The sequence below is a fragment of the Streptomyces uncialis genome (assembly GCF_036250755.1).
In the GTDB taxonomy this organism is placed as follows: Bacteria; Actinomycetota; Actinomycetes; order Streptomycetales; family Streptomycetaceae; genus Streptomyces; species Streptomyces uncialis.
This window is the reverse complement of the sequence record NZ_CP109583.1, coordinates 3065321-3077943: the sequence shown is the minus strand read 5'-3', so window position 1 is coordinate 3077943 and position 12623 is coordinate 3065321. Positions and strand designations below refer to the sequence as shown.

13 protein-coding genes are annotated in these 12623 nt (G+C 68.6%); all 13 read left to right on the top strand.

The window, feature by feature from the left end:
• Window positions 1–16 precede the first annotated feature (16 nt).
• The 13 genes from OG711_RS12455 (at window position 17) to OG711_RS12395 (ending at window position 12080) form a co-directional block, all read left to right on the top strand.
• Entirely contained in the window at window positions 17–664 is a 648-nt protein-coding gene (locus OG711_RS12455; protein ID WP_073784976.1) for an L-threonylcarbamoyladenylate synthase, read from the top strand.
• On the top strand, window positions 661–1314 hold the full coding sequence (locus tag OG711_RS12450; RefSeq protein WP_073784978.1) for an arsenate reductase/protein-tyrosine-phosphatase family protein: 654 nt from the start codon (window positions 661–663) through the stop codon (window positions 1312–1314). Before OG711_RS12455 ends, OG711_RS12450 begins: the two co-directional genes overlap by 4 nt.
• Window positions 1315–1781: 467 nt before the next feature.
• Window positions 1782–3329 carry an undecaprenyl/decaprenyl-phosphate alpha-N-acetylglucosaminyl 1-phosphate transferase gene (locus OG711_RS12445; RefSeq protein WP_329559262.1) on the top strand — a complete coding sequence of 516 codons (1548 nt, stop codon included), beginning with the start codon at window positions 1782–1784 and terminating at the stop codon, window positions 3327–3329.
• 391 nt (window positions 3330–3720) lie between these two features.
• A complete protein-coding gene (locus OG711_RS12440) occupies window positions 3721–4158 on the top strand; it encodes a hypothetical protein (protein WP_073784980.1) in 438 nt (145 codons plus the stop codon).
• A gap of 219 nt (window positions 4159–4377) precedes the next feature.
• Window positions 4378–5199: a F0F1 ATP synthase subunit A gene (atpB, locus tag OG711_RS12435; protein WP_073784982.1), complete on the top strand. Its 822-nt coding sequence runs from the start codon at window positions 4378–4380 to the stop codon at window positions 5197–5199.
• Window positions 5200–5270: 71 nt separating this feature from the next.
• Window positions 5271–5501 carry an ATP synthase F0 subunit C gene (gene atpE, locus OG711_RS12430; protein WP_031039373.1) on the top strand — a complete coding sequence of 77 codons (231 nt, stop codon included), beginning with the start codon at window positions 5271–5273 and terminating at the stop codon, window positions 5499–5501.
• 38 nt (window positions 5502–5539) lie between these two features.
• A complete protein-coding gene (locus OG711_RS12425) occupies window positions 5540–6085 on the top strand; it encodes a F0F1 ATP synthase subunit B (RefSeq protein ID WP_073784984.1) in 546 nt (181 codons plus the stop codon).
• Between the two features lie 5 nt (window positions 6086–6090).
• Window positions 6091–6906, top strand: a complete 816-nt coding sequence (locus tag OG711_RS12420; RefSeq protein ID WP_329563762.1) for a F0F1 ATP synthase subunit delta — start codon at window positions 6091–6093, stop codon at window positions 6904–6906.
• 116 nt (window positions 6907–7022) lie between these two features.
• Entirely contained in the window at window positions 7023–8618 is a 1596-nt protein-coding gene (atpA, locus tag OG711_RS12415) for a F0F1 ATP synthase subunit alpha (protein WP_329559261.1), read from the top strand.
• Between the two features lie 21 nt (window positions 8619–8639).
• Window positions 8640–9557, top strand: a complete 918-nt coding sequence (locus OG711_RS12410; RefSeq protein WP_073784988.1) for a F0F1 ATP synthase subunit gamma — start codon at window positions 8640–8642, stop codon at window positions 9555–9557.
• Window positions 9557–10999 carry a F0F1 ATP synthase subunit beta gene (atpD, locus tag OG711_RS12405; protein WP_073784990.1) on the top strand — a complete coding sequence of 481 codons (1443 nt, stop codon included), beginning with the start codon at window positions 9557–9559 and terminating at the stop codon, window positions 10997–10999. Before OG711_RS12410 ends, atpD begins: the two co-directional genes overlap by 1 nt.
• Before the next feature lie 108 nt (window positions 11000–11107).
• A complete protein-coding gene (locus OG711_RS12400; protein ID WP_073784992.1) occupies window positions 11108–11482 on the top strand; it encodes a F0F1 ATP synthase subunit epsilon in 375 nt (124 codons plus the stop codon).
• A gap of 130 nt (window positions 11483–11612) precedes the next feature.
• Window positions 11613–12080, top strand: a complete 468-nt coding sequence (locus OG711_RS12395) for a DUF2550 domain-containing protein (RefSeq protein WP_073784994.1) — start codon at window positions 11613–11615, stop codon at window positions 12078–12080.
• Window positions 12081–12623: the final 543 nt, after the last annotated feature.

Here is a 12623-nt window from a genome sequence, read left to right as displayed (position 1 = left end):
CGAGGAGGCCCGCTAGATGGCACGGCGATACGACACCAACGACGCGACCGACCGCACCACCGGTCTGCGTGAGGCCGGGTCCGCCGTCCGCCGTGGCGAGCTGGTCGTGCTGCCCACCGACACCGTGTACGGCATCGGCGCCGACGCCTTCAGCTCCGAGGCGGTCGCCGACCTCCTCGACGCCAAGGGCCGCGGGCGCAGCATGCCCACCCCCGTCCTCGTCGGCTCCCCGAACACCCTGCACGGTCTCGTCATCGACTTCTCCGAGCGGGCCTGGGAGCTCGTGGACGCGTTCTGGCCGGGCGCCCTCACCCTCGTCGCCCGTCACCAGCCGTCGCTCCAGTGGGACCTCGGGGACACCCGCGGGACCGTCGCCGTGCGGATGCCGCTGCACCCCGTCGCCATCGAACTGCTCACCGAGGTCGGCCCGATGGCCGTGTCCTCCGCGAACCTCACCGGGCACCCCGCGCCCGAGGACTGCGACGCCGCCCAGCAGATGCTCGGCGACGCCGTCTCCGTCTATCTCGACGGCGGTCCGACCCCCGGCATCGTGCCCTCGTCCATCGTGGACGTCACCGGGAAGGTGCCCGTCCTGCTGCGTGCCGGTGCCCTCGACGCGGACGAGCTGCGCAAGGTCGTACCCGACCTCGAGGTGGCCAATTGACGGCCCCTGAGGGGCGTGGCATAGGCACGGGGGTCACCGGTATCGGGGACACGTTCCGCATCCTCCACGTCAGTACCGGCAATGTGTGCCGCTCACCGATCACCGAGCGGCTGACCCGTCATGCCCTGATCGACCGTCTCGGGGACCCGCTCGGCGGCGGTGTCGTCGTGGAGAGCGCGGGCACCTGGGGCCATGAGGGCGCGCCCATGGAGTCCAACGCCGAGACCGTCCTCGCGGACTTCGGCGCCGACGCCAGCGGGTTCACCGGACGGGAACTCCTCGACGACCATGTGATCCGCGCCGACCTCGTGCTCACTGCGACCCGGGACCACCGTGCCCAGGTCATCTCGATGGGTCACTCGGCGGGTCTGCGGACCTTCACCCTGAAGGAGTTCACCCGGCTGGTGCGGGCCATCGACCCGGCGACCCTGCCCGATCCGCTCGACGGCGGTGTCGTGGAACGCGCCCGCGCCCTGGTCCGGGCCGCCGCCGCGCTGCGCGGCTGGCGGCTCGCCCCGTCCGCCGAGGCCGACGAGGTGTACGACCCGTACGGGGCGCCGCTGCCGTTCTTCCGGTCCATCGGCGACGAGATCCATGAGGCCCTCGACCCGGTCGTCACCGCGCTGACGGGTGTCACCGCCCGGATGTGACGCCGCCGCCCGTGCCCGGTGATCCGCGCACGGGCCGCCGGGCCGTACGCGGCTCCGCCCGGGGCCCGGCCGGGGCCTGTCCGCGGCTGCGGGGACCGTCCTGGGCACTCTGCGCCCGGCCCGGCGCGGCGGGCCGCGGGTCGCGCCCGGCAGGGCCGCGGTGACCGCTCGGGGCGGGGGCGGAACCGGGGGTGGTGAGGATCGCGGTACTGTTCGCCGCGGCGCTGCGTGGCAAGATCGCCGGCAGATCCGTCCGCGCGGAGGTGCGGGAACCCGTCCACGGGTGCCCGCCGTACCCGGATGCCCCGGGGTGACGTACCTCCGGCCGGGGCGGGTAGCCGGGCAGGGACATACGGGGAGCGTACGTTCTCCGTGCAACCATGCTCGCTACCCGGAAGTCCCCATCCATATGCACCCGAGGCTAGGCTGTGGGGCTGAGCTGGCCGAAGACTCCTGTGGGGAAGCCTGTGCGTGAATACCTGCTGACGCTCTGTATCACGGCCGCGGTGACCTATCTGCTGACAGGTCCGGTGCGGAAGTTCGCGATCGTGGCCGGAGCGATGCCCGAGATCCGTGCCCGTGACGTGCACCGGGAGCCCACGCCCCGGCTCGGCGGGATCGCGATGTTCTTCGGGCTGTGCGCGGGTCTTCTCGTCGCCGACCATCTGACCAACCTCTCCGAGGTCTTCACCAGCTCCAACGAGCCGCGTGCCCTGCTCTCCGGGGCCGCGCTGATCTGGCTGGTCGGGGTCCTGGACGACAAGTTCGAGATCGACGCGCTGATCAAGCTCGGCGCCCAGATGATCGCCGCCGGCGTCATGGTGATGCAGGGCCTCACCATCCTGTGGCTGCCGGTCCCCGGTGTCGGCATGGTCGCGCTCACCCAGTGGCAGTCGACGCTGCTGACCGTCGCCCTTGTCGTGATCACCATCAACGCCGTCAACTTCGTGGACGGCCTCGACGGCCTCGCCGCCGGCATGGTGTGCATCGCCTCGGTGGCGTTCTTCCTGTACGCCTACCGCATCTGGTACGGCTACGGGCTGGAGCCCGCCGCGCCCGCGACGCTGTTCGCCGCGATCCTGATCGGGATGTGCCTCGGCTTCCTGCCGCACAACATGCACCCCGCCCGGATCTTCATGGGCGACTCGGGATCGATGCTCATCGGCCTGGTGCTGGCCGCCGGCGCCATCTCCATCACCGGCCAGGTCGACCCCGACAGCCTCTTCACCGAGGGGGACGTCGGGCTGCGCGAGGTCGTGCACGCCACCGTCCCCGTGTACATCCCGCTGCTGCTGCCGCTGACCATCATCGCCATCCCGGCCGCCGACCTGGTCCTCGCGATCGTGCGCCGCACCTGGCGCGGGCAGTCGCCGTTCGCCGCCGACCGCGGGCATCTGCACCACCGGCTCCTCGACATCGGGCACTCCCACAGCCGCTCGGTGCTGATCATGTACTTCTGGGCGGCCCTGATCTCGTTCGGGACGCTGGCGTACTCCGTCAACGCCGCGTCGATGTGGATCGTCCTCGCCGTCGCGGCACTGAGCGCGGTCGGCCTGGTACTGCTCCTGCTGCCCCGCTTCACCCCGCGCGCGCCCCGCTGGGCGGAGAGCTTCGTCCCGCCCCGCTACCGGCGCCGCAAGCGCCCGCTGGACGGTCAACTCCCTTACGGCGAAGGTGAGTCGGGCTCTCCTGAGGAGTCCGGCACGGCGGCGGACGGCCCGGTGCCGGCGGGTGTGGCGGCGGGGGGAGCGCTCTCCCGGGGCGCGCGCGACGGCTCAGCGCCCGGTGGACATAACGGTTCCGGCACATTCACCGGCGCGGGCGGCGCCCGTGACACGGACGACGCGCGTGAGCCCGGTGCGGACAACGGGTCCAAGATCGCCAACAGCGCCGGAAAGCCGGGCAGTTCGTCCGCTTCCTCCGACTCTGTCCGGGCCGGCGGCGTCAACGGCTCGACAGCGTCCGGTCTGCGCTCCCGTCTGCGTGACCGCGGGCGGGCCGGCAGCCGTCGCTGAGACACCTTCCAGCGGCCCGTATCGTCGACGGTACGGGCCGCTTCGCGTTGCCGGACGTGACCCGTACGAGCCCTGTGTGAGTGTCCGTTGACAGTGGGTCGCGTGCACGTGGGTGCGGAACGAGGCGTCCCGTGCGGTCATACCGCGCCAATAGCAGACAACTCCCCGCCTGTCATGCACAGGTGGGCAAGGTCACTCTCATGTGTGACAGTGGGCACACTTCATAGGTAAAGACCTCATCAAATAGTTTGTGATACCGTTCACGAGAACCCGGGATAGCGCCGAAGGACCGTAGTGCGACGGCCCATTGGACCGAGGTTCCCTCTCGATTTCCGGGTTTACGCTCGTCCATGACGACACACGCCCCCATCAAGTAAGCGGAGCTGCCGCCATGCCGTCCCAAGACGCACGCACCGTCATCCAGACCGCCGTACCCACCGCTGCCGTAGGCGCGGTAGCCGCTGTGATCAGCGGAGTGGTCGCGGGCGGCAAGGGAGCGCTGGGGGCGGTCGTGGCGACCGTGATCGTGATCCTCTTCATGGGTATCGGGCTCGTGGTGCTCGAACGCACCGCCAGGTCCCTGCCGCACCTGTTCCAGGCCATGGGCCTGATGCTGTACACGGCCCAGATCCTGTTGCTCTTCATCTTCATGGCGGCGTTCAAGGACACCACCCTGTTCAACGCGAGGACGTTCGCGGCCACACTCGTCGCCGCCACCCTCGTGTGGATCGGGGCCCAGGCCCGCGCCCATATGAAGGCCAAGATTCTCTACGTGGAACCCGAGGATTCGAAGGCTGACAAGCCCGCGAAGTCCGGGTCTTCGACGTGAGGGGTAGGGCCGGTATAAGGGCACGATCGACTTACTGCTATCGTCCGGTGCCAACTGCGGCATCGCGGGCGCGGGCATCCAAGCTGACGCCTGCAGCGCGAGGCTTGATGCCCGATCGCCGCCCTCACATCCGTTACACCAGTCCAGTGCCGAACCGCGGCTGCGCGCCGCGCCGACACAACGAGGTTGCCGTACCTATGCGCCACGAAGGAGCCCGCGGTGAGTGCTGATCCGACGCAGGTGCTCGCCTTCGAGACCGACTGCCACATCTTCGACGGTTGTGGCTTCCCGGCTCCCGGCCTGCACTCGTTCCTGTTCAAGCCCATCTGGGGCGACGCGGACAGCAACCTGTACTTCAACAAGCCGATGCTGCTCGCCCTGCTCGGGTCGATCATCATCATCGGGTTCTTCTGGGCCGCCTTCGCCAAGCCCAAGGTCGTCCCCGGCAAGCTCCAGATGATCGCCGAGACCGGATACGACTTCGTCCGTCGCGGCATCGTCTACGAGACCATCGGAAAGCGGGAGGGCGAGAAGTACGTCCCGCTGATCGTCTCCCTCTTCTTCTTCATCTGGATGATGAACCTCTGGGCGATCATCCCGCTGGCCCAGTTCCCGGTGACCTCGATCATCGCCTACCCGGCGGTCCTCGCGCTCATCGTCTACATCGTCTGGGTCTCGATCACGTTCAAGCGTCACGGCTTCGTGGGCGCCTTCAAGAACTTCACCGGTTACGACAAGTCGCTCGGCGCGGTCCTGCCGCTGGCCATGACCATCGAGCTCTTCTCGAACCTCCTCGTCCGGCCGTTCACCCACGCCGTGCGACTCTTCGCGAACATGTTCGCGGGCCATACCCTGCTCGTGCTCTTCACCATCGCGACCTGGTACCTGCTCAACGGCATCGGTATCGCGTACGCGGGTGTCTCGTTCGTCATGGTCCTGGTGATGCTGGCCTTCGAGCTCTTCGTCCAGGCCCTTCAGGCGTACGTCTTCGTACTCCTGACCTGCAGCTTCATCCAGGGCGCGCTCGCCGAGAAGCACTGAGCACCCCTCCTCTCCAATATTCGTCCGGTGGCCAACCCCCACCGGTCCGGTAAAGAAAAGGAAGAACTGGCATGTCCCAGACCCTTGCCGCTGTTTCCGGCTCGCTCGGCTCCATCGGTTACGGCCTCGCCGCCATCGGCCCCGGCGTGGGCGTCGGCATCATCTTCGGTAACGGCACCCAGGCGCTGGCCCGTCAGCCCGAAGCCGCCGGTCTGATCCGCGCCAACCAGATCCTCGGCTTCGCCTTCTGTGAGGCGCTCGCCCTCATCGGCCTGGTCATGCCGTTCGTCTACGGCGTGTGATCTGAACACGACCAGACCACTAGACGAAAGGCACTGACATGAGCCAGTCGCTCATCCTGGCGGCCGAGGAGGTCCAGAACCCCCTCGTCCCGCCGATCCCTGAGCTCGTCATCGGCCTGATCGCCTTCGTCATCGTCTTCGGCATCCTCGCCAAGAAGCTCCTCCCGAACATCAACAAGGTTCTGGAAGAGCGCCGTGAGGCCATCGAGGGCGGCATGGAGAAGGCCGAGGCCGCCAAGACCGAGGCCCAGAGCGTCCTTGAGCAGTACAAGGCGCAGCTGGCCGAGGCCCGGCACGAGGCCGCCCGGCTGCGGCAGGACGCGCAGGAGCAGGGCGCCACGCTCATCGCCGAGATGCGCGCGGAAGGCCAGCGGCAGCGCGAGGAGATCGTCGCCGCCGGTCACACCCAGATCGAGGCCGACCGCAAGGCCGCCGCTCAGGCGCTGCGCCAGGACGTCGGTCAGCTCGCCACCGAACTGGCCGGCAAGCTCGTCGGTGAGTCCCTTGAGGACCACGCCCGGCAGAGCCGCACCATCGACCGGTTCCTCGACGAGCTCGACGTGAAGGCCGAGGCCGCTCGATGAGTGCGCTGCACGGAGCCAGCCGCGAAGCCCTGGCGGCGGCGCGCGAACGGCTCGACACGCTGACGGACAACACGTCCGTCGACGTGACGCGGCTCGCCGCCGACCTGGCCTCCGTCACCGCGCTGCTGGACCGCGAGGTCTCGCTGCGCCGGGTCCTCACCGACCCGGCGCAGACCGGTGAGGCCAAGGCCGACCTCGTCGGCCGCCTCCTCGGCACCCAGGTGGGCGGCGAAGCCGCCGACCTGGTCGCCGGTACGGTGCGCTCCCGCTGGTCACGCTCGCGTGACCTGGTGGACTCCCTGGAGGAGCTGGCGGACACCGCCGACCTCACGGCCGCCCAGCGTGCGGGCACGCTGGACGACGTCGAGGACGAGCTCTTCCGGTTCGGCCGGATCGTCGCCTCGGACCCCGGGCTGCGCGCCGCGCTGACCGACCGGTCCGCGACGGCCGCCGCCAAGAGCGAGCTGCTGGGCACCCTGCTCGACAGCCGCGCCAAGGCGGAGACCACCCGGCTGGTCACGCGACTCGTGACCCGCCCGCGGGGACGTAGCCTGGAGGCGGGACTCGAATCCCTTTCCAAGCTCGCCGCGGAGCGCCGTGACCGCATGGTCGCGATCGTCACCTCGGCCGTACCGCTGAGCGATCAGCAGAAGCAGCGCCTGGGCGCGTCCCTCGCGAAGCTCTACGGCCGTGCGATGCACCTGAACCTGGACGTGGACCCCGGGGTCCTCGGCGGAATCCGGGTCCAGGTCGGCGACGAGATCATCAACGGCAGCATCGCGGACCGCATCGACGAAGCCAGCCGCCGCATGGCCGGCTGAGCAACAGAACAACGTACGTCCGACGGCCCTGGTTGGGCCGTGCAGAAGGATTCCTGGGGGTCGCCCCCAGACCCCCAAAGAACTTCGGGCCCAACAAGGAGAGCAGGGAACCCAAGATGGCGGAGCTCACGATCCGGCCGGAGGAGATCCGGGACGCGCTGGAGAACTTTGTCCAGTCGTACAAGCCGGACGCGGCCTCGCGCGAGGAGGTCGGTACGGTCACCGTTGCCGGCGACGGCATCGCGAAGGTCGAGGGACTGCCCTCGGCCATGGCCAATGAACTGCTGAAGTTCGAGGACGGCACCCTCGGTCTCGCGCTGAACCTCGAAGAGCGTGAGATCGGTGCCGTCGTCCTCGGCGAGTTCAGCGGCATCGAGGAGGGCCAGCCGGTGCAGCGCACCGGTGAGGTGCTCTCCGTCTCGGTGGGCGAGGGCTACCTCGGCCGCGTCGTCGACCCGCTCGGCAACCCGATCGACGGCCTCGGCGAGATCGAGACCAGCGGCCGCCGCGCCCTTGAGCTGCAGGCCCCCACGGTCATGCAGCGCAAGTCCGTGCACGAGCCGATGGAGACCGGCTACAAGGCCGTCGACGCGATGACGCCGATCGGCCGTGGCCAGCGTCAGCTCATCATCGGCGACCGCCAGACCGGCAAGACCGCCCTGGCCGTCGACACCATCATCAACCAGCGCGACAACTGGCGCACCGGTGACGTGAACAAGCAGGTGCGCTGCATCTACGTCGCCATCGGCCAGAAGGGCTCGACCATCGCCGCGGTGCGCCGCTCGCTGGACGAGGCCAACGCGCTGGAGTACACGACCATCGTCGCCGCCCCGGCGTCCGACCCGGCCGGCTTCAAGTACCTCGCGCCGTACACCGGATCGGCCATCGGCCAGCAGTGGATGTACGAGGGCAAGCACGTCCTCATCATCTTCGACGACCTGTCGAAGCAGGCCGACGCCTACCGCGCCGTGTCCCTGCTGCTGCGCCGTCCGCCGGGCCGTGAGGCGTACCCCGGTGACGTCTTCTACCTGCACTCCCGGCTGCTGGAGCGCTGCGCCAAGCTCTCCGACGAGATGGGCAAGGGCTCGATGACGGGCCTCCCGATCGTGGAGACCAAGGCGAACGACGTCTCGGCGTTCATCCCGACCAACGTCATCTCCATCACCGACGGCCAGTGCTTCCTGGAGTCCGACCTGTTCAACGCCGGCCAGCGCCCGGCCCTGAACGTCGGTATCTCGGTCTCCCGCGTCGGTGGCTCCGCCCAGCACAAGGCGATGCGCCAGGTGTCGGGCCGGCTCCGTGTCGACCTGGCCCAGTTCCGTGAGCTGGAGGCGTTCGCCGCCTTCGGTTCCGACCTGGACGCCGCGTCGAAGGCGCAGCTGGAGCGCGGTCAGCGGATGGTCGAGCTGCTGAAGCAGCCGCAGTACCAGCCGATGGCCACCGAGGACCAGGTCGTCTCCGTGTGGGCCGGTACCACGGGCCGCATGGACGACGTCCCCGTCGTCGACATCCGCCGCTTCGAGACCGAGCTCCTCTCCTACCTGCACCGCAACGAGCAGGGCCTGATGACCTCGATCAAGGAGGGCGCGAAGATGTCGGACGACACCATCACCGCCATCTCCGACGCGGTCGCGGAGTTCAAGAAGGAGTTCGAGACCTCGGACGGCAAGCTCCTCGGCGAGGACGCGCCTGCCGTCAACGTCTCCAAGTGACGTAAGGAAGGGACCTGACTCATGGGAGCCCAGCTCCGGGTCTACAAGCGTCGCATCCGATCCGTCACCGCGACCAAGAAGATCACCAAGGCGATGGAGATGATCGCCGCCTCGCGTGTCGTCAAGGCACAGCGCAAGGTGGTGGCCTCCGCGCCGTACGCGACCGAGCTGACACGCGCGGTCACGGCGGTGGGAACGGGTTCGAACACCAAGCACCCGCTGACCACGGAGGCGGAGACGGCTCGCCGTTCCGCGGTGCTGCTCCTCACGAGCGACCGCGGACTGGCCGGCGCCTTCAACTCCAACGCGATCAAGGCGGCGGAGCAGCTGACCGCTCGCCTTGAGGCGGAGGGCAAGGAGGTCGACACGTACATCGTCGGCCGCCGCGGTGTGGCCCACTACAACTTCCGCGAGCGGACCGTCGTGGAGCTGTGGACCGGCTTCACCGACGAACCGACGTACGCGGATGCCAAGACGGTCGCCGCACCGCTCATCGCCGCGATCGAGCGGGACACGGCCGACGGTGGGGTCGACGAGCTGCATGTCGTCTACACCGAGTTCGTGTCGATGATGACGCAGAACGCGATCGGCAGCAGGCTGCTGCCGCTGAGCCTGGAGGAGGTCGCCGAGGAGGCGTCCACCAAGGGCCAGATCCTTCCGCTGTACGACTTCGAGCCGTCGGCGGAGGACGTCCTCGACGCCCTGCTGCCGCGGTACGTCGAGAGCCGGATCTACAACGCGATGCTCCAGTCGGCCGCTTCCAAGCACGCCGCCACGCGACGCGCGATGAAGTCGGCCACCGACAACGCGGGTGAGCTGATCAACACGCTCTCCCGACTTGCCAACGCGGCCCGCCAGGCCGAAATCACCCAGGAAATCAGCGAGATCGTCGGCGGCACCGCAGCCCTGTCCGACGTGAACGCGGGGAGTGACAGGTAATGACGACGACAGTTGAGACGGCCGTTGCCACGGGCCGCGTCGCCCGGGTCATCGGCCCGGTCGTCGACGTGGAATTCCCCGTCGACGCCATGCCGGAGATCTACAACGCCCTGCACGTCGAGGTCGCAGACCCGGCGAAGGAGGGCGAGAAGAAGCTGCTGACGCTTGAGGTCGCCCAGCACCTCGGCGACGGCATCGTCCGCGCGATCTCGATGCAGCCCACCGACGGTCTGGTCCGCCAGGCCGCGGTGACGAACACCGGCAAGGGCATCATGGTGCCCGTCGGCGACTTCACCAAGGGCAAGGTGTTCAACACGCTCGGCGAGGTGCTGAACCACCCCGAGGAGAACGCCAACGTCGGTGAGCGCTGGGCGATCCACCGCCAGGCGCCGGCCTTCGACCAGCTCGAGTCGAAGACCGAGATGTTCGAGACCGGTCTGAAGGTCGTCGACCTGCTCACCCCGTACGTCAAGGGTGGAAAGATCGGCCTCTTCGGTGGTGCCGGTGTCGGCAAGACCGTGCTGATCCAGGAAATGATCATGCGTGTCGCCAACCTCCACGAGGGCGTCTCCGTCTTCGCGGGTGTCGGTGAGCGTACGCGTGAGGGCAACGACCTCATCGACGAGATGGAGGAGTCCGGCGTCCTCGACAAGACGGCGCTGGTCTTCGGCCAGATGGACGAGCCCCCGGGCACCCGGCTGCGCGTGGCCCTCGCGGGTCTGACCATGGCGGAGTACTTCCGCGATGTGAAGAAGCAGGACGTGCTGTTCTTCATCGACAACATCTTCCGCTTCACCCAGGCCGGTTCCGAGGTCTCGACCCTGCTCGGCCGGATGCCCTCCGCGGTGGGCTACCAGCCGAACCTGGCCGACGAGATGGGTCTCCTCCAGGAGCGCATCACCTCGACCCGTGGTCACTCGATCACCTCGATGCAGGCGATCTACGTCCCCGCGGACGACCTGACCGACCCGGCCCCGGCCACCACGTTCGCCCACCTCGACGCGACGACGGTGCTCTCCCGTCCGATCTCGGAGAAGGGCATCTACCCGGCCGTGGACCCGCTGGACTCCACGTCCCGCATCCTGGACCCCCGGTACATCGAGCGGGATCACTACGACGCCGCCATGCGCGTCAAGACGATCCTCCAGAAGTACAAGGACCTCCAGGACATCATCGCGATCCTCGGTATCGACGAGCTGGGCGAGGAGGACAAGCTCGCTGTCCACCGCGCCCGTCGTGTCGAGCGGTTCCTGTCCCAGAACACCCACGCGGCGAAGCAGTTCACCGGTGTGGACGGTTCGGACGTGCCGCTGGACGAGTCGATCGCCGCGTTCAACTCGATCTGCGACGGTGAGTACGACCACTTCCCGGAGCAGGCGTTCTTCATGTGCGGTGGTCTTGAGGACCTCCGCAAGAACGCCAAGGAGCTCGGCGTCAGCTGAGCCCCGCGCCCTTGAGCGAGGGGGCCCCGACCGGCCCCCTCGCCCACGCCTCTACACTTTTGACCCAACACCCGGCCTGCCCGCCGGGTGGTGACCCGAGGAGCACCCTTGGCTGCTGAGCTGCACGTCGAGCTGGTCGCCGCGGACCGGAATGTCTGGTCCGGCGAGGCCACCCTGGTCGTCGCGCGCACCACCTCCGGCGACATCGGCGTCATGCCCGGTCACCAGCCGCTGCTCGGTGTGCTGGAGTCGGGCCCGGTGACGATCCGTACGAGTGACGGCGAGACCGTCATCGCCGCCGTTCACGGTGGTTTCGTGTCGTTCGCCGACAACAAGCTGTCCCTGCTGGCGGAGATCGCCGAGCTGTCGGACGAGATCGACGTCCAGCGCGCGGAGCGGGCACTGGAGCGGGCGCAGGGCGACGCGGATGCCGCCGCCGAGCGCCGCGCCGATGTGCGGTTGCGTGCGGTGGCGGTGCGCTGACCTGGCGCACTGTAGGAAGTGACTCAGCCGCGGCGCGGTCCGGATACTCTCCGGCCCGGTCCGCGGCTGAGGCGATTGCTGGATACGTTCCGCTGTTCACGTTACTGATGAGGCGAGGAGGTCGGTGCCGATGATCCTCGCTCTGCTTGTAGGCGGTATCGCGGTAGTCGCACTGGTTGTGGTCGGTCTCTTCGCCTTCGGTGTACGCCGTCGGCTGATCCAGCGGTCCGGAGGCACCTTCGATTGCAGTCTGCGCTGGAACCTTCCCGAGCCCTCCTCCGCGGAGGGCTCGGTCGATTCGTCCGGCAAGGGCTGGGGGTACGGGATCGCCCGCTACGGGGGGGACCGGATCGAGTGGTTCCGGGTCTTCTCCTACGCGCACCGGCCGCGGCGGGTCCTGGACCGGTCGGCCATCGAGGTGCTGGGCCGGCGGGAGCCGGCGGGCGAGGAGGAGCTGGCGTTGCTGTCCGACGCGGTGGTCCTGGCGTGTCTTGTCCGCGGGACCCGGCTGGAGCTGGCGATGAGCGAGGACGCGCTCACGGGGTTCCTGGCCTGGCTGGAGGCCGCGCCCCCCGGCCAACGCGTCAACGTGGCGTAACGCCTTCGCTCGCGCTTCTGAGCTCCGTCCGGCTGGACGTACCTGTCCCTGTGCCGTCGCTCGGTGGGTGCGCAGTTCCCCGCGCCCCTAGGTTTCCTGTGCGGGGCGTACTTGCTCCTGTGCGGGTCGTTCGTGGGTGCGCAGTTCCTCGCGCCCCTGGATGCTGCCCCGGTCCGTTGACCGTCGGGTGCGGGTCTGCCCTCGTTTTTGCGCAGTTCCCCGCGCCCCTTTGGGGGCGCCTCCTGGGGTTGCCCTTTGGGTGCTGACCCCCTCCTCGCGCAGTCGCAGGACTCACGTAAGGGGGTGGGCGGGAATCTCTGCTCGCAGACTCCGATGCTCTTCAGTAGCTCCGCTGGACGTCGTACCGAGCGTGTCGGATCGAGGACGGAGAATCCCGACCGGCACCGACCCGAAGAACAAGCAGACGGCGCCCCGATAGGGGCGCGGGGAACTGCGCGAAACCACCGAACGACGGCACAGGAACGAAGTACGCCCAGCCGGACAGACCTCGGGAGCGCAAGCGAAGGCGACCCGCGGGGAACC

Bases quoted from the DNA above. Each gene is read 5' to 3' on its own strand.
- atpE (WP_031039373.1), top strand. From the start codon at position 5,271: ATGTCCCAGACCCTTGCCGCTGTTTCCGGCTCGCTCGGCTCCATCGGT.
- OG711_RS12395 (WP_073784994.1), top strand. From the start codon at position 11,613: ATGATCCTCGCTCTGCTTGTAGGCGGTATCGCGGTAGTCGCACTGGTT.
- atpD (WP_073784990.1), top strand. From the start codon at position 9,557: ATGACGACGACAGTTGAGACGGCCGTTGCCACGGGCCGCGTCGCCCGG.
- OG711_RS12440 (WP_073784980.1), top strand. From the start codon at position 3,721: ATGCCGTCCCAAGACGCACGCACCGTCATCCAGACCGCCGTACCCACC.
- OG711_RS12425 (WP_073784984.1), top strand. From the start codon at position 5,540: ATGAGCCAGTCGCTCATCCTGGCGGCCGAGGAGGTCCAGAACCCCCTC.
- atpA (WP_329559261.1), top strand. From the start codon at position 7,023: ATGGCGGAGCTCACGATCCGGCCGGAGGAGATCCGGGACGCGCTGGAG.
- OG711_RS12410 (WP_073784988.1), top strand. From the start codon at position 8,640: ATGGGAGCCCAGCTCCGGGTCTACAAGCGTCGCATCCGATCCGTCACC.
- OG711_RS12455 (WP_073784976.1), top strand. From the start codon at position 17: ATGGCACGGCGATACGACACCAACGACGCGACCGACCGCACCACCGGT.